The organism is Stappia stellulata, from assembly GCF_020176715.1.
Taxonomy (GTDB): Bacteria; Pseudomonadota; Alphaproteobacteria; order Rhizobiales; family Stappiaceae; genus Stappia.
The window spans coordinates 149,539-169,844 of sequence record NZ_JAIVMF010000007.1 but is presented as its reverse complement, the minus strand read 5'-3'; the positions used below and the strand labels follow the sequence as shown (position 1 = coordinate 169,844).

Genomic DNA, 20,306 nt, shown 5'->3' with positions numbered 1-20,306 from the left:
ATGGGCAAGGGGCGCGGCCGGCTGTCAGCGATCGACAGGCTCCCGGATGAATGCGAGGACGTCGTTACCTGGGCGGCGAAGGAACTCACCGCGCGCGATCGGACGCAAGTCGAGATCTACACCGAGTTCCGCGAGAAGCTGATCGCCATCCAGGGCGAGACCGGCGCCGGCTTCGACATCCCGTCCTTCTCGTCCTTCAACCGCTACAGCGTGAAGCTTGCCGCCATGGCGAGGCGCATTGAAGAGACGCGCAACATTGCCTCCGCCCTGAGCGACCGGCTCGACGCCGGCGCGTCCGACGATCTCACGATCATCGCGGCCGAGGCGATCAAGACGCTGATCTTCGAGATCCTGCAATCGGCCGGCGACGGCGGTCTGTCGACCAAGGGCGCGCAGGAACTCGCCAACGCGCTTCGGGCAGCCGCCGCCGCACAATCCGTTTCCACATCCCGCCGCCAGAAGGTCGAAGCCGAGTTCGCCGAGAAGGTTGAAGAGGTCGTCGAAACGGTGAGCAAGGAAGCCGGTCTGTCGGCGGAAGCGGTTGAACAACTCCGTCGCGAATTTCTGGGCGTTCGCAAATGAGCGAAGAGCCCGGCAAGACGCGCGATCCCGATCTCTTCGCTGGTCCACCACTGATCACGCGCGAACCCGAAGACCTGCCCGGCGACCTGCCGCGCGGTGCCGAGGTGCCGGACGATCTCGATCCGCTCGCGGATGGCATCCTGATGCAGCACCAGATCGATTGGATTGCGGATAAATCCGATTTGAAGCTTGCCGAAAAGGGCCGCCGCACCGGCATCACCTTCGGCGAGGCGCTCGACGACACATTGATCGCCGCCTCCAAACGCTCGGCCGGCGGCGACAACGTGTTTTACATCGGCGACACCAAGGACAAGGGCCGCGAGTTCATCGGCTATGTCGCGAAGTTCGCAAAAGCCATCGGCGAAGAGCTGGCGGCGATCGAGGAGTTCCTGTTCGAGGATCAAAAGGCGGACGGGTCGACGCGGATGATCTCCGCCTTCCGCATCCGTTTTGCCAGCGGCTACCGCGTCGAGGCCTTGTCGTCGCGACCGGAAAACATCCGCGGGCTTCAGGGCATCGTCGTGATCGACGAGGCAGCGTTCCATCAGGACGTGCGCGGCGTGCTCGACGCGGTCAACGCGCTCCTGATCTGGGGCGGCAAGATCCGCGTGATCTCGACGCACAATGGCGTCTTGAACCCCTTCAACGAGCTGATCCGCGAAGCGCGCGCCGGCAAGGTGCCGTTCTCAGTCCATCACATCCCCTTCGGTACCGCCGTCGCAAACGGGCTCTATAAGCGCGTCTGCCTGATCAAGGGGATCGAGTGGACGGCCGAGGGCGAAGCGGAGTGGGAAGCGAAGATCCGGGGCGCCTATGGCGCGCGCCAGGCGGCAATGCGTCAGGAGCTGGACGCGATCCCTGCCGAAGCGGAGGGCGCGGCACTCACCCGCGTGCAGATCGAAGCCTGCATGGCGGACGGCATTCCGATCGTTCGATGGGCCTGTTCCGACGATTTCAAAAACGCACCGGAACACATCCGCAAGGCCGACACGCTCGACTTCTGCGAACGCGAGCTGAAACCCCATCTGGAAAAGCTCGACCCCCTGTTACCGCATGTCTTCGGCGAGGACTTTGCGCGCAAGGGCGATCTGACGGTGATCAATGTCATGACGATCACCCGCGCGCTCGTGCGCCGTTCCGGGCTGATCGTCGAGCTGCGCAATGTACCCTTCGACCAGCAGCGCGACATCCTGTTCTACATCGTCGACCGGCTTCCCCGCATGTCGGGCGGCGCGCTCGATGCCACCGGCAACGGTGCTTACATCGCCGAAGTCGCCGCCCAGAAATACGGCCCGTCGATCATCGAAGTGAGCCTGTCGCGCGCCTGGTACCAGGTCGAGATGCCCGCCTATATCGAGGCGTTCTCCGACCGCACCGTCGTCTTGCCCATGGACGACGACATCCTGCGCGACCATCAGGCGCTGCAATACGTCGACGGCATCATCAAGGTTCCTGACGATCACAGCGTCAACGGCGCGGATGGCATGAAGCGCCACGGCGACAGCGCGATTGCCTCCGCACTCGCCTGGTACGTGAGCCGTCAGGATCTCCCCGAGTTCGACTACACGGCCGCGCGGCATTCGCCGCTTGCACAGTTCGGCGACACCGGCGGTCCGCCGCTCGACGATGACGACGACTTCGCCCGCGTCGGCGGGATCAACCCAGCACGCTCAGGAGGCTTGTGGTGAGCACCTATCAGCTTGTCGATCCGCACGGACGGCCCGTCTCCTCCACGTCGCTCCTGAAGGAAGAGGCAGCACCGACCCTGACCGGCGTGCGCGCACTCTGGAGCGATCCCGTCGCCTCCGGTCTGACGCCCGGCAAACTCGCCCGCATCCTGCGCGACGCGGTCGAAGGGGAACCGGCCGAGTACCTGGCGCTTGCCGAGGAAATGGAGGAACGCGATCTCCACTACGCCTCGGTTCTCGGCACCCGCAAGCGCGCGGTGCTGGCGATCGAGCCGGCGGTCAATCCGCCCGACGGCGGTGCGACCGACGACACAATCCTCGACGCGGTGCGCGAGTTGGTCGAAGCGCCGGAATTCGAGGCGATGCAGATCGACGTGCTCGACGCGCTTGGCAAGGGCTTTTCCGTCGTCGAGATCCTTTGGGACTACGGGTCGGAATGGCGCCCGCGCGGCTATGCCTGGCGCGACCCCCGACACTTCCAGTTCGACCGAAAGACGGGGCGCGAATTGCGGCTGCGCGAGGACGGGTCGATCGAAGGGCGCGCGCTGTCGCGCTATTCCTTCATCCGCCATGTGCCGAAGCTCAAGTCGGGCCAGCCGATCCGGGGCGGTCTGGCGCGGCTGAACGCCTGGGCCTTCATGCTGAAATCCTACACGCTCAAGGACTGGGCGGCGTTTCTGGAAGTCTTCGGCATGCCCTTGCGCGTCGGCCGCTACGGACGCGGCGCGACGCCGGATGAAAAGCGCGTGCTCCTGCGCGCCGTGCGCGATCTCGCCTCAGATGCGGCCGCGATCATTCCCTCGGGCATGGAAATCGAGTTCATCGAAGCCAAGGGCGGCAGCGGCAATGCCGTCTTCGGCGCGATGGCCGATTATCTCGACGCGCAGATTTCCAAGGGCGTGCTCGGCCAGACGATGACCACCGACGACGGTTCGTCGCTTGCCCAGGCGCAGGTGCATGAAAACGTCCGCTACGACATCCTGCGCGCCGACGCGCGCCAGCTTGCGGCGACGATCAACCGCGATCTGATCCAGCCCTTCATTGCCTTCAACTTCGGTCCGCAGGAACGCTATCCGACCGTCGACCTGCCGGTGGCCGAAGCCGAGGACATCAAGACGCTCTCCGATGCGCTGACGAAGCTTGTGCCCCTCGGCCTGCGCGTGTCGATGGCTGAGGTTCGGGAGAAGATCGGCCTGAGCGAACCGGAGGAAGATGCGGACGTGCTTACGCCGGCCGCAAAGCCGAAGGCCGATGACAAGGGCAAGCCGGCCAAGGATGCGGGTCCGAAAGACGAGGACCCCGACGATCCCGCAACCGCACGCGCATGCCCGTCTTGTGGCGAGTTGCATGCGACCGCTCGCGCCGGGGAAGAGCCGGACGAACTCGACGACCTTCTGGACGGCGCGCTCGACGAATGGGGCGCGGATCTCGCGCCGGTGATGGACCAGCTCCAGGCGGAGTTCGCCGCTGCCACGTCCTATGAGGACCTCAAGGCACGGCTCGACTGGCTGGCCGGCACGCTCGATGTCGGGCCGCTGGCGCGCCGGATCGCCGATCTCGCAATGATCGCGCGCGGGCTGGGCGATGCCGGCTGATCTGCCAGATGAGTTCCTGACCGCCTCGCCCGAGGTCACGCGCTATTTCCGCGAAAAGGGATCGCGGCCGACCTTCGACTGGCGCGACATCGCCCCGCGCGAACATGCCTATGCCTTCACGGCGGCGAAGACCGCCGGCTTCGATGTGCTCGAGGATCTACGTGCAGCCGTCGATGACGCCATCGTCAACCGCGTGCCCTTCGAGGCCTTCAAGGCGCGTTTGACACCGACGCTGCAGGCCAAGGGATGGTGGGGCAAGCGCTTCGCGGAAGATCCGGCCGACGGCGTGTCCAAAATCGTGCAGCTCGGCAGCCCGCGCCGCCTGCGCACGATCTATTGGGCGAACATCCGCACGGCCCATGCCGCCGGCGAATGGGAGCGCACCCAGCGCACCAAGCGCTTCCTGCCGTACCTGGTCTACACGCTGTCGCTCGCCGAGCGCCGCCGGCCGGAACACCGCGCCTGGGTCGGCGTGATCCTTCCCGTCGATCATCCATTCTGGGAGACGCACTATCCGCCGAACGGCTGGGGCTGCAAATGCGGCGTGCGCCAGATCTCAAGACGCGAAGCCGAACGCCTCGGCTACGACCCGGAAGCCGGCGGCCCGCAGGTCGTCATGCGGCCCTGGCGGAACAAGCGCACGGGCCAGACGGTGAATGTGCCGGTCGGCATCGATCCGGGCTGGGACACCAACCCCGGCAAGACGCGTGGGCAGAACGTCGCCGAACTACTGTCCGGCCGGCTCGGCGAGTTGCCCACACCGGCGCGACGCGCGGCTATTGCTGACTTCACCGCATCCCCGGCGTTCAAGATCTTTGTCCAGGACGCGATCGACGTCGGCTTGAAGCGCGCCGCACGGGTGCCGGCGCTCAAGGCGGAAGGGCTATCGGGCCGCGACATTGCAGCGCGGCTGAATGGCGAGCACGGCTTCGCCATGACCCGCTTTCCGGTGGCGGTTGCGCCGGGGCGCTTCGGAGACGACTATCTGCCCGTGATGATCGACGCGGCGACCATCGGTCATGCGGCCGATCACAGGCGGGTGGTCGATGTCTCCGCCTGGCCGGACTTCGGCGACATCCTGAAACGCGCACGGTTGCGGCGCGACCTCGCCGGCACCATACGCGCCTTCGATCCGGAGACCGGCCTGTTCATGGTGCTGGATCCGCTCGGCGGGCACTGGCGCTTGCGCACGTTGTTCCGCCCGCGTGGCAAGGGGCGGTACTTCGAGAAGCAACCCGGTACGGATGTGGAGTGAAGGCACACGGGCAGAAGGTCGCAAACCCTTCGCCAACACAGGTGGCCGAGCGCGCCCGAAGGCTTGATTTGCCCGTGTGTATTTTTAACATAATATGAGCATCGCGGGTTGCAAACTCTTATGATCCGCTTTCGAATAATATGATAAGGATCACCACAGATCCCAAGCATCTTTGGGTTGGGGTTTGGCCTTTATAACGTGTGATGCTGCTGAGCCTGAGAGTGAAGCGGCGATAACGGCGTAGGGTATAGCTTTTGTATACCGCCCCGTAATATCACGAGTTTCGAAACAGCTTAGAACCTTTATATTCACTACATCTCGATCCAGAGGTGGTCGATTTGAATGTGCGGCGTCAAACCTCTTTGCCGAAAGTGAATCGATACGAGATTGGCAATTCGCTGCGACTTATCGTGGGCGGCCAGAGTAGGCTTGTCTGCAACTGTCCATGCAGTAGGCAGCTCCGTGATAAGGTCGTCGATCCATCTTCCCACGGTCTTATGCCAATGGGTTACATCATACGCTTGCACATAACCGATCATGACAGCACGTTTATGTTCAGCACCGTGATGGCCTGCTTTAAAACGTTGAATGCCACCAGTAGAACCCTCGCTAGTGATCACATACTCGCGTTCGTCACGTTTGCGACTGGTAGGGGTAGGGAGCCGTTTGCATTCGATCGGGACCAAGCTCCTAAAGTCATCGTATTCCCGACCATCAATCCAAATGATGTTTCCTGCTGCGCTTGCTACGATGTCAATCGTTCGACGACCATCTGTTTCATCAGGTTCCTCACGACGAAACTGAAGAAAGTCCCAACCGGGTGTCCGACGGCACAAGCTGTTAAGACGACCACATAGTTGCGCGGAAAGCTTGGTCTCACCGGTCTCTATTGGACGGCGCGGGTCATCTCGCCAAGCTGGAAGTGCGTCCGCAATAAAATTTATCAGAGATGTAATCCACTCGTTCGGCAGATGTAAGTCAGCGGTGAGCGAGCCTGAATAGGCTGTGACATTGACTTCATCTGCCAGCATATTAGAAGCCTTGCGCTCGTAGGTCTGCGAGTACATCATCGGAGTCGCGAAGTGCAATCGACCGTGTCCAGAAACGATGCCGATCAGGCTTTAGCAGAAACAAAAACTCCCTATCGTAAAGCCGAACGATACGAGTAATAGTCAGGCCCGATCTACGCCGCTGCGTCAGAAGTAAGTCCAGTTTATCACGAAGCTCCTCAGCGCCAGACCAATCGATATCCCCATCTCCAAAGGCAAAGGCCTTACAAATTGCACCTGCCCAATGATAAGTAGACAGGGATCGCAGCGGTTTGCGGCTATATGTTTGACTTATCTGATTGGTGAACACCTCATCGAAGCTCACCAAGGCATCATAGGGTGCTTTTTCCATAATCTGGGAGCCTGCACCCAGCCGAATAAAGTCGCGCTGATACTTAACAATATCTTCAGCTACAATTCTTTCATTTGTGCTTATATCGAGATCACCATGCTCGGGAAAAGGCAATGCCCGGATGTCAGAACTGAAGATTGATGTCGCACGCTGTGTGAAAAGACGCGGACTTATACCAGCTACATATGCCTGCAGGATGGTTCGCTCCTGAACCAGCCAGTCCGCTGCGGCGCGAAGAGAGTCAAGCTGGCCGGGCGCGGAGAAGCCGACTATTTCGTTCTTATAGACGAGATAGTCGCCCTCCCATACGTCAAGGTGTAGGTCCTCATGCTCCTTCAGCAGAAGGAGCGGTGATTTAAAGCGGTCCTCAGACTTTGGATCTTTGATACCTTTTTGAGGTACAGTGGTGATCTTGTCTCTATCAATTCCATTTGCATTGAGTGCCTTGGTGGGAAGTAGCGGCTTCCCAATCAAGTGCGATACATTTTTTGAGGCGTTTTTCTCGCCACCGAGGTAGCCTTCACCCGTATTCCACTCTCTCCGTTTTGCATAGTCGCCTAGTGTGGGATAAGTACGAAGACGCTCGATCAAATCGCGGGCTCGTCTTCCACCCAGCAGGTTAGCTCGCCACACATCCATAGACCTTTCCGCGTCGCTGTTGCAAAGCCAATGCAAATCATAATAATCAATATCGAAACCTTGCTCGGCTTTCGCCCGCCCATTGCGGCGGAAAACGGCATGTAGGATGCGGTTATCGGGATCAGGCTCTTTTGCTTCAGCGACAACGATCACGATCTTCGGATCAGCTTTCCCTTTTTTAAACATTCCGCGAACCGATACGAAGTCGAGCAACTCGCGCACACGCCATCTTTTCAGGAAACTCTGCCGGAAACACCTAGCGTTCTGATTGTAGAGGAAGCCGGCAGGCTCTACCATTGCGAGGATGCCATTTGGGGAAAGCATATCCATCGCTTCGTGGAGAAAGAGATAGGCGAGTTGGTTGTCCGGTAGCTGATTGTGCTTCTTTGCATATGAAGCCGCGCTTCGCTTTGCACCGTCTGTAGTAAGGCGAGATTTAAAAGGGGGGTTTCCAATCAACACAGAGACTTTGGCATTGATCAAAGAATTCTTCTTTGCGTCGAAGAAGCAGCTATCATGCAACGTGATCCCGGCGAGCCTTGGAAAAAGCTTGATGCTCGCACGAATCTCCTTTGGTTCTAGTGCATCGCACAGGCTTAGGCACAAGCTGAAGGCTGCCAGTTCCACAGCGCCTTCTTCCAGATCAATACCATGCACACGGCTCAAGAGAGTCCGCAGAACATCAACGTCCGGACTAGCCCAACTGTTGCGCGACCTCCAATGGAGGACTAGCCTTTTATAAGCTTCGACGAGAAACACACCCGAACCGCACGCCGGGTCCAATATAATGCCGCTTCCGAGCATTAGTTTGTCGATCCGGTCCCAGTCCAGCGACTCTTCGAGCATCAGCCGAACGAGCGCAGGGGGCGTGTAAATTGAGCTGGACGCATCCTTAACAAACAATTGGTATATGTTACTTATTAGCTCAATCGGAAGATCCCGGAACGAATAGAGACGCCAGAAACTAATTTGGCCATTCTCTTCTTCATATCCTTGAACCAGCCGAGCATACTGGTTTAGCTCATCACTGGATCTGAGCACCGCTCGGTCAGCTTCAGTCAGATTGAAAACGTGACCGTTGAAACGCTCTTCCAGCATCTCAAGCAGTCTGACGAGTGCCGGTCCATTCTCCAGAACTTCGAAGAATCGCTCAGCGCCAGGCAATGCCGCATTAAAATCTTGGGGAAGCAATACCAACCGGTCTTCGAGATAGGCGATGAGCAGAGAAAGGATCAGAAGACGTCTGCGCAGGCGTGCGTCGAGCAGCTTGCTGTCTGAAAGCTGGAGTGCTAACGCGCGAACTCCGGAAACAAGTTTTCGATGTGCCGACTTGCTTGCAGACAGCATAAGCTTGCATGCATTCGGATCATCCCAAATCGCACCATTGTGGATCCGATCAAGATCCCACCAAATCTCCTGCGCGGAAATTTCGGAGCCGATTACGAGCGTCCGGACTGGATTAACAATCGGCGTTTCACCATCACCCAAGAAATCGGGTTTGTGGATGCACCGAAACAGTTGTACCAGTCCCGGACCAGCTCGATATAGGAGGGGGACTCCACCCCAGCTCCAAAGCCGCTTATGGACTTCGGCGAACTCGGTGTCATCACTGAAATCCTGTTGACTGAAGATAAACGCTTGGGCGATCGGGGCGCGTCCCTGCCGCTGCGCTTCGAAGAGGACAGCTCGCGCACCATAGCTCTGCGCACGCTCAATTGTGGCCACCACCTCCGGCATTTGCCCTCGAGGGTCAAATCCCTCGACCTGGATCAGCCCCTCTGCCAAAGGAAGCTCGCCTTTGCCAATAGCAAACAACCATTCCGCCGATGCAAAGGCGTCGTAGGTGATGAAACTCGTCATAGCCCCAGGACGTCCACAACGAAAGCCAATGACACGCAAAAAACGGACATCATCACGGACACTTCTGTTTTGATAGGGCTGGGCCTGCCTTGTAAAGCTCGGTTGGCATTATGCTTTGTAATTTCACAATTCCGTTAAATTTATTTTCGAAGTCGAGAGCGCATTTGAAAGTAGACGTCTCGCTGTTGCAGTCATAGATGCTCTTTACAGAAGGCCTCTTGTCCGGAGTTCTGATCATCCGAATCCCTCTCCTGCGCGGCTAAGAGCCTTGATTTTTGGGGCAGTGTAGTGATTTCGGTTTTTCTGCCAAGCCAGAAAAGCAAAAATTGACGAGACGCCAGCTCCAGTCACGTCCATACTCCCAAGGTCCCCAATCCCCCGCCACCACCCCCAAACGCGCGTCCTATCCCCTTTAAACCCCCTTTAACGGCGAAGCTGTCGCCGGGGCGCGGGTGCGGTTTGCATCGTGCGGGTGTTGAAGCGGGGAAGTGACGCTTTCGACCGGGCCTGAGCCTCTGGGCTCGACAATCTCCGCCTGACACTGTCAGGGGCGCGAGTATGCGGTGCGTCCTGCACGTTGTCGCCCATGACGACGCGAACCGCAACCGCCCTTTTTTCGACAACCGCCATCGCCTCCGACACCGGCTCGGCGGCGCCCGCATGGGTGCAGCTCTTCCCAGCCGGGCCGGATCTCGTCGCCCGCGACGGCCGGCGCTGGCGCCTGTCCGATCCTCAAGTCGTGATCGCCGCCTTCAAGGCAAACGGCGCGCCGCTCCCCATCGACTACGAACACGGCCAGGCGCACCGCGCGCCGAAAGGCGAGACCGCGCCGGCGGCCGGCTGGATCACCGCGATGGAGATCCGCGAGGGCGCGCTCTGGGGCGCGGTTGAGTGGACCGACAAGGCGAGCGCGATGATTACGGCGCGCGAATACCGCTTCCTGTCGCCCGAGTTTCTCCATTCCAAGACCGGAGAAATCCTCCGCCTTGCCGGTGCCGGCCTGGTCAACCGTCCGGCGCTGCGCATGGCCGCGCTGTCGCGCGCCGAAGACCCCGCTTCCCCCAATCCTTCCAAACATGCTCCCTCCAACCTCCCGGAGACCTCCATGGACCTCACAGCCCTCTGCCGCGCGCTCGGCCTCGATGCCGGCGCTTCGATCGACAATATCCTCGCCGCCGTCGAGCGGCTCCAAACCGAACACCAGACGGCAGTTGCCGCCGCCCAGGCGCCGGACATGGAACGCTTCGTTCCACGCGCTGACTACGACCAGGCGATCGCCCGCGCCGATACAGCCGAGACGGCGCTCGCCGCCGAACAGGCGAAGATCCGCGACGCGGAAGTGAACGCGGCGATCGAGGATGCGGTGAAGGCGGGCAAGATCGCCCCGGCCTCGCGCGATCACTACCGCGCGCTTTGCGCCCAGGACGGCGGTCTCGATCGCTTCAAGGATCTGGTCGGAACCCTGCCGGTGATCGGCAAGCCGTCCGATCTCGACGACAAGGACCCCGCGGCCGGCAGGACGGCGCTCACCGATCAGCAGCGCAGCATCGCCTCGAAGCTCGGCTTGTCCGACGAGGAATACGCCGCGACCGCCTGAGGCGCGCCGCAGCCCTTTGACTCACGGCGCGCCGCGCCCGACCGGAGATCCACCTCATGGCCCTCATCAAGGAACGTCAGACCCGCATGCGCCTGCCCGAGCGCGAAAGCCACCCGGTCGCGGCCGGCGTGAAGATCCTCGCCGGATCGCTCGTCGTGCTGGAGGGCGGGTTCGCCAGGCCGGGACGCACGGCAACCGGGTTGATCGCGCTGGGGCGCGCGGAGCGCACCGTCGACAATACCGAAGGTGCTGACGGCGAAGCCCGCGTCGAGATCCTGCGCAAGCGCGCTTTCCAGTTCGACAATCTCGACGCCGACCCGGTCGCCCAGGCCGACGTCGGCACGACCTGCTTCATCGTCGATGACGAAACGGTCGCCGCGACCGACGGCACGGGCACACGTTCGCCCGCCGGCCGCGTTGTCGCCGTCGACCCCGCCGGCGTCTGGGTCGAGATCTAGCGCCCGGCCGCGCCACCCGAGTTTCCCTTCTTCCGCAAGGACCGCATCCGATGATCATTGACCAGCAATCCCTCGACGATCTCTTTCGCGGGTTCTCCCGCGCCTATCAGAACGGCTTCGCGGAGGTGAAGCCGCATTGGCCGCAACTGGCGACGATGATCCCGTCGTCGACCCGCGAAAACTCCTATGCCTGGCTCGGCAAGTTCCCGAAGCTGCGCGAATGGATCGGCTCGCGCGTCTATGAAACGATGGCGACGCACCGCTACACGATCGTGAACCGCAAGTTCGAAGGCACGGTCGAAGTCGAGGCGGACGATATCTCCGACGACCAGATCGGGATCTACTCGCCGCTCTTCACCGAAATGGGCCGTTCGGCCGCAGCGCACCCCGACGAACTCGTCTTCGAAATGCTCGACCAGGCCTTCGAGGCGGAGTGCTACGACGGGCAGCCCTTTTTCGACACCGATCACCCGGTGATCGACCCGGAAACGCGCAAGGAAGTGTCGGTCTCCAACATGCAGGCCGGCGCCGGTGTGCCTTGGTACCTGATGGACACGACGCGGGCTCTCAAGCCGCTGATCTACCAGAAGCGCCGTGACTACCGTTTCGTGCGCAAGGACGATCCCAAGACCTCCGATCGCGTGTTCGACCAGGACAAGTTCACCTATGGCGTCGATGGACGCGCGGCGGCCGGCTTCGGGTTCTGGCAGATGGCCCATGCGTCGAAAGCCGATCTCACCAAGGACAACCTGCGCGCCGCGCGAAGGGCCATGATGGACCTGAAAAACGAGGCGGGCCGGCCGCTCGGGGTGAAGCCGAATGTGATCGTCGTCGGCAGCACCCATGCCGATACCGCCCGCGACCTGATCCTGGCCGAACGCCTGGCGAACGGTGAGACCAACACCGACCGCAATCTGCTGCAGATCATCGAGATCCCGCATCTCGCCTGAGCCTGACGGGCGCGCCGGCCGCGCCCGTCTCCCCGCCCTGATCCCGATCCTGCTCACAGGAGGCCGCCATGCCCCCCGAAACATCTCCGTCCACCGCATCCGAAACCGCCAACCCGGCCGAGCCGAACGCGGCCGAGACACAAGCCGCCAACGAACCCAAGGCAGCCGACAAGCCCCAGGCGGCCGAAAAGCACAAGGCTGCCGCGAAAGCCGCAAAGCCGAAGGCGTCCGCCAAATCCGCTCCGAAGGGCGACGAGAAATCGGAACCGCCGTCCCAACCCGCCGAGGTTCTGGTGGTCACCGCGCGCCGGCCGCGTCGGCGCGCCGGGCGCGCCTTCGGCAAGGACCCGGTCGAGGTCCCGCTCGCCGATCTGAGCGAAGCGGAGCGCGTCGCGATCGAAAGCGATCCAGCCCTGACCGTGAAGATCCAGCCGGCCGACTGAAGCCGGCTCGTCGACCGCCACCCCGGAGTGCATCGTGATCTACGCCAGCCAAGCCGACATCGAAGAGATCTGGGGCGCGGACTTCCTCGCCGATATTCTCCCCGAGGATGTCGATCCGGGCGCGGCGATCGCGCGCGCCCTTGAGTTCGCGGCCCGCGAGATCGATGCGCATATCTCGGCGCGCTATGAGCTACCGCTTGCCACGCGTCCGGACGTTCTGATTTCGCCTTGCGCCAATATCGCGGTCTATGTCCTGGCGAACCGCCATGCCGCGCTGACGACCACGATCGAGGATCGATACAAGGACGCGGTCGATCTCCTGAAGCGCATCGCCGAGGGCAAGGCCGGCCTTGGATCGGCCGAGCCGAAGATCTCGGTCGATGGAACATCCAGCAACAGCGGCGCCGCCTTCTTCGCCGAACCGCGTATCTTCGGCCGGGGGCGGTCATGACCGGTATCGCGATCCGCATCGATGACAGCGATCTTGCCGCGCGCCTGGTGCAAATCGAAGGGCTTGCCGACGCGCCCAAGGACGAGCTCGCCGACGGCATTGGCCGGCTGGTCCAGGAACAGACGCGGCGCCGGATCGAAGAGGAAAAGACCGCGCCGGACGGCACGCCCTGGAAACCGAACCGCGCCGGGACTTCGATCCTTTATGCCGAAGGCCACCTGTCGCGGTCGGTCGATTACATCGCCTCCAGTCATGGCGTCACGGTCGGCTCAGGCCTCATCTATGCCCGCATCCATCAGGAAGGCGGCACGATCAAGCCGAAGAAGGGCAAGGTGCTTCGGTTCATGATCGGCGATGCGGCCGTCTTCGCGCGCACTGTCACGATGCCAGCCCGGACATGGCTCGGGCTCTCAGCCGAAAACCGCGTCGATATCGAGCATGCTGCGCGCGACTGGCTCGGGAGTATCCTGCAATGAGCCGGATCAACGCCTTTCGAAGCGCCGTTGAAGCCACCTTCAAGACCGCTTTGCCGACCCTGAAAAGCTGCGAATTGCAGCTCGGCCGCTTCGATCTCGACGAGTTGGAGCGCAATTCGATCCGCGCGCCGGGCCTGCGCATTGGCGTCCTGCGCGCGCCCGTCCAGTCAAACGCCGACGGTTCGTATGACCTTCCGCTTGAATGCGCGGCCTTCGCAATCGTGCAGGGCTCGGAGCCCGCGCGCGACAATGATGCCTGGGCGATGGCCGAGGCCGTTCTCGCCATCCTGTCACCGCGCCAACGCTTCGGCCTGGACAACATCGGCGCGCCCTCCAAGCTGCGGATCGCGCCCGTTTTGAGCGGCAAGATGGACCGGCGCGGCGTTTCCGTCGTCGCGGTCGAATGGACGCAGGTTCTGCGCAACGCGACCGCCGGCGTCTTCGCCAATTCGCCGACCATAGACCTCATTTTCGAGGTGAACGGCGAGCCCTTCGATCCGGATGCGGGGGCCGCACCATGATCCCGACCGTCGCCCGGGAGATCCGAACCCTGCGCAAGTCGGTCGATGCGCTCAACCGACGGCTCGCGGCAAGTCACATGACCGGCAAGGTCGTGGAGATCAAGGGCGACAAGGTGCGGCTTGAGCTGATGCCGCCGGACCCGCGCACCGGCAAGCCGTTCCTTTCGCCATGGGTGCAGGTGCAGGAAAGCGCCGGCGACGGCGTCGGCGGTTATTCCACCCATGTGCCGGTCGCCGTCGGCGAGACCATGCGGCTTCTCTCACCACACGGCGAGGTCGGGCCGCAATCGCTGGCCGTGCGGGATGGCTACACGCGAGACAACCCGCGACCGACCGAAGAAGACCAGCAGCTCGTTATCAAGCACGGCGATGCCCGCATCGAGATCACCCGCAATGCGATCGTTATCGGGATCGGCGGAACGGCCTTGCGCATCACCGCCGACGAGCTGGTGACCACCGCCCGCACCCGGCTCAACAACGGCACCCGCAAGGTTCACCACGTCGAGGCCCGCGACGAGGCCGGCCACCGCGCCATTGAAGGCGCAGACGACGTGCTCGTCTGACACCATCCACAGGAGACCCGACATGCAGAAATCCTACCGCGTTCTCGAAGCCGCCGGCCCCTGGGTCGCCGGCGTGCGCAACCCCGGCAAGGGGAAGACGATCAAGCTCACCGAGGAACAGGCGCAATATGCGGTGATCGCCGGCGAGCTGGAGGACCCGGCCGTCAGCAAGGCCAAGCCCGTCGACGCCGACAAGCCGGCCGCGAAGGCGCCCGCAAAGGAGAAGGGCTGACCCATGCGCACCGGGATCGACGCTGGCACCGGGCAGGTTGTGAAAGGTTTCGACCATTGCGTCCAGTCGATGGCCAAGATCCTCACGACCCGTTTCGGAACCCGCGTCATGCGGCGGGACTTCGGCTCCCGCGTGCCCGAGCTTCAGGACGCGCCGGCCAATCCGCGCACGCTCCTGGAGCTTTATGTGGCGATCGCCGATGCGCTTGAAGACCCGCGCAACGGGGAACCCGGTTTCCGCCTGCGCACGATCGACATGATCGAAGGCGGCCGGTCCGGACGCTTCGTCTTCCGCCTTGATGGTGTCTTCTATCCGGCCGGTCACCTTGGCGACTACAGCTTGCGCGAGGATCGCGTCGCCGACCTCCTGGTGGGGGCCGCATGACGATCCCGCAGCTTCCCGCACCGGCGATTATCGAGGACCTGGACTACGATGCGCTGCTGGCGGCGCTCATCGAGGACGCACGGGCACGCCTTGCCGAGATCGGCATCACCTGGGACGTCGGCGGTCTGGAAACCGATCCGGTGACGATCATCTGCCAGGCCTTTGCCTATCGCGAATTGCTCCTGCGTGGGCGGATCAACGATGCGGCCCGCGCCAATCTCCTGGCATTCGCGCGCGGCTCCGACCTTGATCATCTAGCGGCCTTCTACGATTTGGTCCGGCTTGCTGGGGAGACGGACGAACGGCTGCGCGAGCGCGTGCGCCTGACAATCTTCGGCCGCTCCGCCGGCGGCCCGGCCGAGCGTTACAAGGCCGTTGCGATGGCGGCGGACGTGCGCGTGCGCAACGTCGCGATCTGGCGTGATGGGCGCGACCCGACCGTGCGGATCGCCGTTCTCTCGACCGAGGCGGACGGCGTTGCCGATCAAGGACTGCTCGACACGGTGCGCGCGGCGCTCGACGCGCCAGCGGTGCGCGTGGTCTCGGATCGCTTCGAGGTTGCCTCGGCCGTTCGCAAGTTCGTCAACATTGTCCTTCGCGTTCGGCTCGCGCCGGATGCGCCGCAGTCGGTGCTCGACGATCTGCCCGCGATCATCCAGGAGGCCTGGACGGCTGAGGCGCTGCTTGGGCTGGATCTCACGGCCTCATGGTTGGTGGCGCGGGCCATGCGACCCGGCGTGAGCCGCGTCGAGGTGATCGCGCCGGCCGAGGATGTCGTCGCCGCGCCGACGGAAGCGATCGCGCTGCAATCCATTACGATTGAGGACGGAGGCCGCGGTCGATGACGACGACACTGGTTCCCTCCAATTCGACGCCGCTGGAACGTTCGCTCGACTTGACTGGCGCCGGCGTGGTCGCCGGGCTGGAGCCGGCGGCGGATGCGATTGCCGGCTGGAAGATCGTCAACCCGCAGCCGGCGCTCGCGCCCTGGCTCACCTACGAATACGGCCTCGGGCCGTTGTCGCCCTATGTGCCGAACCTCTACGACCTGCTCGACGACGGCATTCGTTGGGAGCGGCTGCGCGGCACCCATGCCGGAATGGCGATGGGGCTCGGCTTTGTCGGCTACTCGGCGGCGATCGTCGACCCGCCCGCGCGCCGGCTCGCCTGGGCGGACTATCAGCTTGATCTCGACCGCGTGCGCGATGGTGAAGCGGACCTTGTGCCGATCGACGGCGTGGCGCGGCTGTCGCAGCCGGCGCGGTCCCGCTTTCGGCGCGGGGTGCATGGCTATGACGTTCCGGCCGCCGAGGCCGGCTGGACGCGAGCAAGTGCTTGCATTCTTGGCGACGACAGCGGCGTGCATCTCGCGGAAACGGGCGATCTGGACGGGCCGAAATGGTCCTTCGGTCGTGACTATCCGTTCGCCATCACCTTGAGCGAGGCGGAACTGACGGCCCTCGGGATCTGGATACCGGGCGACGGATCGTCCGGCCTGCGATGGGCCGATATCCAGACGCCCTGGGCGGAGATCTCGCAGACCTGGGCGGAGCTCGGATCGCCGGGCACCCGCAATGCGCAGATGGCGCAGACGCTGGCGGGCTTCGGCGCCTATGTCGGCTTCTGGCGCGGCGACGGATCGCTCATCGGCGCGCGCCGGGCAAAGGCGTTTGCACAGGTCGGCGTGGTGCCGGCGGCAAGCGAGATCTTCCGCTTCGGCGGCGAGAGCATTGCGCCGACCACTGGCGGCGACCGGGTCTATGTCGAGGCCCTGACCGGCTTCGGCGATGGCGCCGGCGAAGAGGCGGCGGAAGTCGGCATCCTGTGCGGCGCGCATCATGCCGACCCGGCAAAGCCCGGCGCGCTGTGGATCGACGCAGGCGATCTCGTGACGCCGCAAGCGCCGGTCGCGCGCAAACCTGTCTCGATTGCGCTCGGGCAGACGGTCCGCGAGCGCGTCACCTTCCTTCTCGATTTCGAATGAGGATCGAATGGCCTTTGAGCATCACTTGATCGCGGACGCCTTCGACCGCACGCCGGCCAAGCCGGACGTCACCGATGTGGTCTTCCGAGAGGGCCGCTTTCTTCAGGGGGCCGAGCTGAACGAGGCGCAGTCCGTCCTGCGCGGTCGGATCAAGCGTGTCGGCGAACTGTCCGCACGCGATGGCGATCGCATAGACGGCGGCGCGATCCTCGTCGACGATGCCGCCGGCTCGATCTTCCTGGAGGCCGGCAAGGTCTTTGCTGGCGGTGATGTGCGCCCGGTCGCTCAGGCGACGCTTGCCGGCGTGCCAATGGTCGGTGACGTGGTGATCGGTGTGCGGCTCGTCCAGGAGGTCGTGACCGAGGTCGAGGACCCGGATCTCCTGGGGCTGGCGCCGGGCACTGCCGCCGAAGGCGAGGCCGGTGCCGCGCGCATCGTCGAAACGCTGCAATGGGGCTGGGGTGGCGATGGCGAGCCGGGCGAGCTGTATCCGGTCTATCGGCTGCAGAACGGCGTGGCGCTCGACCAGACGCCACCGTCGGATCTCTCGGAAACCGTGCAGGCGATTGCCGCATACGACCGCCACGTCAACGGCTCCTACATCGTCGACGGCTGCCGCGTGGCAGCGCTTGGGATGGTCGGGCTGGACCAGGTCTTTGTTGTCGAAGCCGGCATCGCCAATGTCGATGGCGTGAAGTACCAGCGCACCGCCTCGTTGAGGTTGGCGGTCGCGGAGCGCTTCGATGTCGAACGGATCGACGCCGAACAGCACAGTTTCGATGACGCGGGCACGGGCACGGCGAGCTTCGCCCTGCGTTTTCCCCCGATCGCCAACTTGGTGACGGCGCTGGTCACGAAGGAGGTGGTCGAGACGGTCACGCATGGCCCGAGCGCGGGCGCGATCGACGCGCTCGCCAACACCAGCGTCACGACCCTCGTCGAGGTGAAACAGGGCGGCACGACCTATGCCGCCGGCACAGACTACGTGCTCAACGCCGACCGCATCGACTGGACGCCGGGCGGTGCGGAGCCGGCGGCGGGATCGTCCTACACAGTCAAATACCGCTACCGTGACGCGGTCGCCCCGGTCTCGACCACCGACACCAGCGTGACACTGGCCGGCGGAGTGACCGGCGGCGAGGTTCTGCTCACCTACGACTACAAGCTGCCGCGCATCGACCGGCTTTGCCTCGATCCCGACGGCCGCGTCGTTTACATCGAGGGCGTAGCGAGCCGCTCGCGCGCGGTGCCTCCGGCGGTGCCGGAGCGGCATCTGGCGCTGTGCCAGGTGGTCAACTCCTGGACCGGCGCGCCGGCAATCATCAATTCCGATGTGCGTCCCCTTGGGGTGGCGGGATTGTATCGGCTCTACACGAGGCTGATCGACGCGCTGGACCTTATCGCCCTGGAGCGACTGCGCCGCCAGATCGACAGCCGCGAGCCGGTTGCCAAGCGAGGCGTCTTCGTCGATCCGTTCACGTCGGATCGCTATCGCGATGGCGGCATCGCCCAGGACGCGGCCGTCTTCGAGGGCTCCTGCCAGTTGGCGATTGACCCGACGGTGTTTTCCTTGCCGATCGCGGCACCGGTGATGCTGGACTGGACGGCTGAAACCGTGGTCTTGCAGCCGCTCTCAACGCGCTGCCGGCTGGTCAATCCGTATTCCAACTTCACGCCGATCCCGGCCGAGTTGGCGCTTACGCCCGCCGCTGATTTCTGGACGGAGACGCGGACGGAATGGGCCTCAGCCGCGACACGCACCTTCGGTTCGGGCAACCGTTCCCGCACCACGACTGAGGCGGAAGAGGTCGACCAGCGCGAAGAGCTGGCCGAGTTCCTGCGGCCAATCTCGATTGCCTTCGCCGTCTCCGGGTTTGGTGCCGGCGAGATCCTGTCGGAACTCACTTTCGACGGCGTCGACGTAACGCCCGATCCCGCCCTTGTTGCCGATGCGAATGGCGAGGTGACTGGAACGATCGAGGTTGCGGCGGAAACCTATCCGGCAGGTCGCAAGCTTGTGCGCGCCACCGGCGCCTCGGGCACGTCGGCCTCGGCGGTCTTCGTCGGTCAGGGCCGCATCGACATCACGGTCATGCGGCAGGTCACGAATGTCACCCGCTGGTCGGACCCGCCTGTGTGGATCCCGCAGGAAGATGCGTCCACGCAGAACCTTGAAGGCGGATCAGTCGACCCGCTGGCGCAGACCTTCATCCTGCCCGGCGGCGCGGGTCGGCATCAGGCAAGCGTTACTGTCACCTTCTGCGCGGTTGGCGATGCGGCCAATCCCTGCCTTCTGGAGATCCGCACCGTCGCCCAGGGACTGCCGACGGCGGAGGTCCTGACGCAGGCCTTCGTGGAGATGTCGGCGGTCGTGATCGGGCAGCCGCACACGATCGCGCTGCCCGAGCCGATCTGGATCCCGGCGGGGCGTGAGGTCTGTTTCGTCCTCAAGAGCGACGACGACGCCCATGCGATCAGCTCGGCCGCCGTCGGCGATTTCGATGCGACCCGGCAGGAACGGGTGGCGGCGCAGCCCTATTCGGTCGGCGTCATGCTGTCGTCCAGCAACGCGCGGACCTGGACGCCGCATCAAGACGAGGACATCACGTTCGAAATCGCAGTCGCGCGCTTTGCGCCGACCACGAAAACCATCGCGCTCGGCACGGTGGACCTGGTCGACTGTACGGATCTCGTGATCCGCGCGGCGGTCGATCTGCCCACCGCTGCCTGTCGCGTTGTCTTCGAGGTCGAGCGTCCGGGCGGCGAGATCCTGCGAATGGTTCCCGATCAGGTCGTGGAGCTCACCGAGCGGCTGACGGAAACCGTGACGGTGCGCGCGGTGCTCACTGGCACTGAGATCGCCAGCCCGACGCTCTTCCCCGGCGCGCAGCTTATCGCGGGAAGCCTCCGGGACACGGCGACCTATGTGAGCCGCGCCTTCAACGTCGACGGGGCAACGCGCTTGCCGGTCTGGCTCAAGGCAAACCTGCCACCGGGTTCGAGTGTGACGGTGGAGCTGCAGGACGCGGGCTCTTCCTGGCAGGCGATCCCGCTTGCCGAAACCGAGGCACTGGAACTGGCCGGCTGGGTCGACCGCACTCATGAAATCGATGTCGCCGATCCGCAACCGACCTGGGGCGCACAGACCCGCGTGCGGTTGACGCTCACCGGCGGACCGGCGGCGCGGCCCTCGCTCGCCGACCTGCGCGTCGCGACGATCTAGGAGG

The 20,306-nt window shown here is 63.5% G+C and carries 19 protein-coding genes; 17 read left to right on the top strand and 2 right to left on the bottom strand.

Annotation, left to right across the window (positions count from 1 at the left end; all coding sequences use genetic code 11):
- From LC092_RS10955 to LC092_RS10940, 4 genes are read left to right on the top strand one after another with little or no spacing between them, the layout of a single operon-like run.
- The gene (locus LC092_RS10955; RefSeq protein WP_224806565.1) at window positions 1–582 is read left to right on the top strand and encodes a DUF3486 family protein; all 582 of its coding nucleotides are present in this window, start codon (window positions 1–3) and stop codon (window positions 580–582) included.
- Window positions 579–2,270: a hypothetical protein gene (locus LC092_RS10950; RefSeq protein WP_224806564.1), complete on the top strand. Its 1,692-nt coding sequence runs from the start codon at window positions 579–581 to the stop codon at window positions 2,268–2,270. Before LC092_RS10955 ends, LC092_RS10950 begins: the two co-directional genes overlap by 4 nt.
- Window positions 2,267–3,865: a DUF935 domain-containing protein gene (locus tag LC092_RS10945; protein WP_318245919.1), complete on the top strand. Its 1,599-nt coding sequence runs from the start codon at window positions 2,267–2,269 to the stop codon at window positions 3,863–3,865. Before LC092_RS10950 ends, LC092_RS10945 begins: the two co-directional genes overlap by 4 nt.
- A complete protein-coding gene (locus LC092_RS10940; RefSeq protein ID WP_224806562.1) occupies window positions 3,855–5,120 on the top strand; it encodes a phage minor head protein in 1,266 nt (421 codons plus the stop codon). The genes LC092_RS10945 and LC092_RS10940 overlap by 11 nt, the downstream gene beginning before the upstream one ends.
- Window positions 5,121–5,431: 311 nt before the next feature.
- Here the strand turns inward: LC092_RS10940 and LC092_RS10935 are convergent, their stop codons facing one another.
- Entirely contained in the window at window positions 5,432–6,187 is a 756-nt protein-coding gene (locus LC092_RS10935; RefSeq protein ID WP_224806561.1) for a hypothetical protein, read from the bottom strand.
- A complete protein-coding gene (locus LC092_RS10930; RefSeq protein ID WP_224806560.1) occupies window positions 6,153–9,020 on the bottom strand; it encodes a class I SAM-dependent DNA methyltransferase in 2,868 nt (955 codons plus the stop codon). The genes LC092_RS10935 and LC092_RS10930 overlap by 35 nt, the downstream gene beginning before the upstream one ends.
- Before the next feature lie 586 nt (window positions 9,021–9,606).
- Here LC092_RS10930 and LC092_RS10925 point away from each other — a divergent pair.
- The 13 genes from LC092_RS10925 to LC092_RS10865 all read left to right on the top strand — a co-directional run bounded on the left by LC092_RS10925 (window position 9,607) and on the right by LC092_RS10865 (window position 20,302).
- Window positions 9,607–10,617 (top strand): phage protease, encoded by a 1,011-nt coding sequence (locus tag LC092_RS10925; protein WP_224806559.1) that lies wholly within the window; start codon window positions 9,607–9,609, stop codon window positions 10,615–10,617.
- Window positions 10,618–10,673: 56 nt separating this feature from the next.
- Window positions 10,674–11,075, top strand: a complete 402-nt coding sequence (locus tag LC092_RS10920) for a hypothetical protein (RefSeq protein ID WP_224806558.1) — start codon at window positions 10,674–10,676, stop codon at window positions 11,073–11,075.
- Window positions 11,076–11,125: 50 nt separating this feature from the next.
- Window positions 11,126–12,025 (top strand): Mu-like prophage major head subunit gpT family protein, encoded by a 900-nt coding sequence (locus LC092_RS10915; RefSeq protein WP_224806557.1) that lies wholly within the window; start codon window positions 11,126–11,128, stop codon window positions 12,023–12,025.
- A 68-nt stretch (window positions 12,026–12,093) separates the two neighbouring features.
- Entirely contained in the window at window positions 12,094–12,468 is a 375-nt protein-coding gene (locus tag LC092_RS10910) for a hypothetical protein (protein WP_224806556.1), read from the top strand.
- Window positions 12,469–12,502: 34 nt separating this feature from the next.
- A complete protein-coding gene (locus LC092_RS10905; protein WP_224806555.1) occupies window positions 12,503–12,919 on the top strand; it encodes a gp436 family protein in 417 nt (138 codons plus the stop codon).
- Complete coding sequence (locus LC092_RS10900; protein WP_224806554.1) at window positions 12,916–13,395, top strand: phage virion morphogenesis protein; 480 nt, start codon at window positions 12,916–12,918, stop codon at window positions 13,393–13,395. The genes LC092_RS10905 and LC092_RS10900 overlap by 4 nt, the downstream gene beginning before the upstream one ends.
- Window positions 13,392–13,916: a hypothetical protein gene (locus LC092_RS10895; protein ID WP_224806553.1), complete on the top strand. Its 525-nt coding sequence runs from the start codon at window positions 13,392–13,394 to the stop codon at window positions 13,914–13,916. Before LC092_RS10900 ends, LC092_RS10895 begins: the two co-directional genes overlap by 4 nt.
- Window positions 13,913–14,479 carry a phage baseplate protein gene (locus LC092_RS10890; RefSeq protein ID WP_224806552.1) on the top strand — a complete coding sequence of 189 codons (567 nt, stop codon included), beginning with the start codon at window positions 13,913–13,915 and terminating at the stop codon, window positions 14,477–14,479. The genes LC092_RS10895 and LC092_RS10890 overlap by 4 nt, the downstream gene beginning before the upstream one ends.
- Window positions 14,480–14,501: 22 nt before the next feature.
- Window positions 14,502–14,711: a hypothetical protein gene (locus tag LC092_RS10885; RefSeq protein ID WP_224806551.1), complete on the top strand. Its 210-nt coding sequence runs from the start codon at window positions 14,502–14,504 to the stop codon at window positions 14,709–14,711.
- Window positions 14,712–14,714: 3 nt separating this feature from the next.
- Window positions 14,715–15,095: a GPW/gp25 family protein gene (locus LC092_RS10880; protein ID WP_224806550.1), complete on the top strand. Its 381-nt coding sequence runs from the start codon at window positions 14,715–14,717 to the stop codon at window positions 15,093–15,095.
- Complete coding sequence (locus LC092_RS10875) at window positions 15,092–15,940, top strand: baseplate J/gp47 family protein (RefSeq protein ID WP_224806549.1); 849 nt, start codon at window positions 15,092–15,094, stop codon at window positions 15,938–15,940. Before LC092_RS10880 ends, LC092_RS10875 begins: the two co-directional genes overlap by 4 nt.
- On the top strand, window positions 15,937–17,079 hold the full coding sequence (locus tag LC092_RS10870) for a phage tail protein (RefSeq protein ID WP_224806548.1): 1,143 nt from the start codon (window positions 15,937–15,939) through the stop codon (window positions 17,077–17,079). The genes LC092_RS10875 and LC092_RS10870 overlap by 4 nt, the downstream gene beginning before the upstream one ends.
- 7 nt (window positions 17,080–17,086) lie before the next feature.
- Complete coding sequence (locus LC092_RS10865) at window positions 17,087–20,302, top strand: DUF4815 domain-containing protein (protein WP_224806547.1); 3,216 nt, start codon at window positions 17,087–17,089, stop codon at window positions 20,300–20,302.
- Window positions 20,303–20,306 lie beyond the last annotated feature (4 nt).

Excerpts from the sequence above, each read along its gene's own strand:
- LC092_RS10955 (WP_224806565.1), top strand. The coding sequence starts at position 1 with ATGGGCAAGGGGCGCGGCCGGCTGTCAGCGATCGACAGGCTCCCGGAT.
- LC092_RS10950 (WP_224806564.1), top strand. The coding sequence starts at position 579 with ATGAGCGAAGAGCCCGGCAAGACGCGCGATCCCGATCTCTTCGCTGGT.
- LC092_RS10940 (WP_224806562.1), top strand. The coding sequence starts at position 3,855 with ATGCCGGCTGATCTGCCAGATGAGTTCCTGACCGCCTCGCCCGAGGTC.
- LC092_RS10935 (WP_224806561.1), bottom strand. The coding sequence starts at position 6,187 with ATGTACTCGCAGACCTACGAGCGCAAGGCTTCTAATATGCTGGCAGAT.
- LC092_RS10930 (WP_224806560.1), bottom strand. The coding sequence starts at position 9,020 with ATGACGAGTTTCATCACCTACGACGCCTTTGCATCGGCGGAATGGTTG.
- LC092_RS10925 (WP_224806559.1), top strand. The coding sequence starts at position 9,607 with ATGACGACGCGAACCGCAACCGCCCTTTTTTCGACAACCGCCATCGCC.
- LC092_RS10920 (WP_224806558.1), top strand. The coding sequence starts at position 10,674 with ATGGCCCTCATCAAGGAACGTCAGACCCGCATGCGCCTGCCCGAGCGC.
- LC092_RS10915 (WP_224806557.1), top strand. The coding sequence starts at position 11,126 with ATGATCATTGACCAGCAATCCCTCGACGATCTCTTTCGCGGGTTCTCC.
- LC092_RS10910 (WP_224806556.1), top strand. The coding sequence starts at position 12,094 with ATGCCCCCCGAAACATCTCCGTCCACCGCATCCGAAACCGCCAACCCG.
- LC092_RS10900 (WP_224806554.1), top strand. The coding sequence starts at position 12,916 with ATGACCGGTATCGCGATCCGCATCGATGACAGCGATCTTGCCGCGCGC.
- LC092_RS10895 (WP_224806553.1), top strand. The coding sequence starts at position 13,392 with ATGAGCCGGATCAACGCCTTTCGAAGCGCCGTTGAAGCCACCTTCAAG.
- LC092_RS10890 (WP_224806552.1), top strand. The coding sequence starts at position 13,913 with ATGATCCCGACCGTCGCCCGGGAGATCCGAACCCTGCGCAAGTCGGTC.
- LC092_RS10885 (WP_224806551.1), top strand. The coding sequence starts at position 14,502 with ATGCAGAAATCCTACCGCGTTCTCGAAGCCGCCGGCCCCTGGGTCGCC.
- LC092_RS10880 (WP_224806550.1), top strand. The coding sequence starts at position 14,715 with ATGCGCACCGGGATCGACGCTGGCACCGGGCAGGTTGTGAAAGGTTTC.
- LC092_RS10875 (WP_224806549.1), top strand. The coding sequence starts at position 15,092 with ATGACGATCCCGCAGCTTCCCGCACCGGCGATTATCGAGGACCTGGAC.
- LC092_RS10870 (WP_224806548.1), top strand. The coding sequence starts at position 15,937 with ATGACGACGACACTGGTTCCCTCCAATTCGACGCCGCTGGAACGTTCG.
- LC092_RS10865 (WP_224806547.1), top strand. The coding sequence starts at position 17,087 with ATGGCCTTTGAGCATCACTTGATCGCGGACGCCTTCGACCGCACGCCG.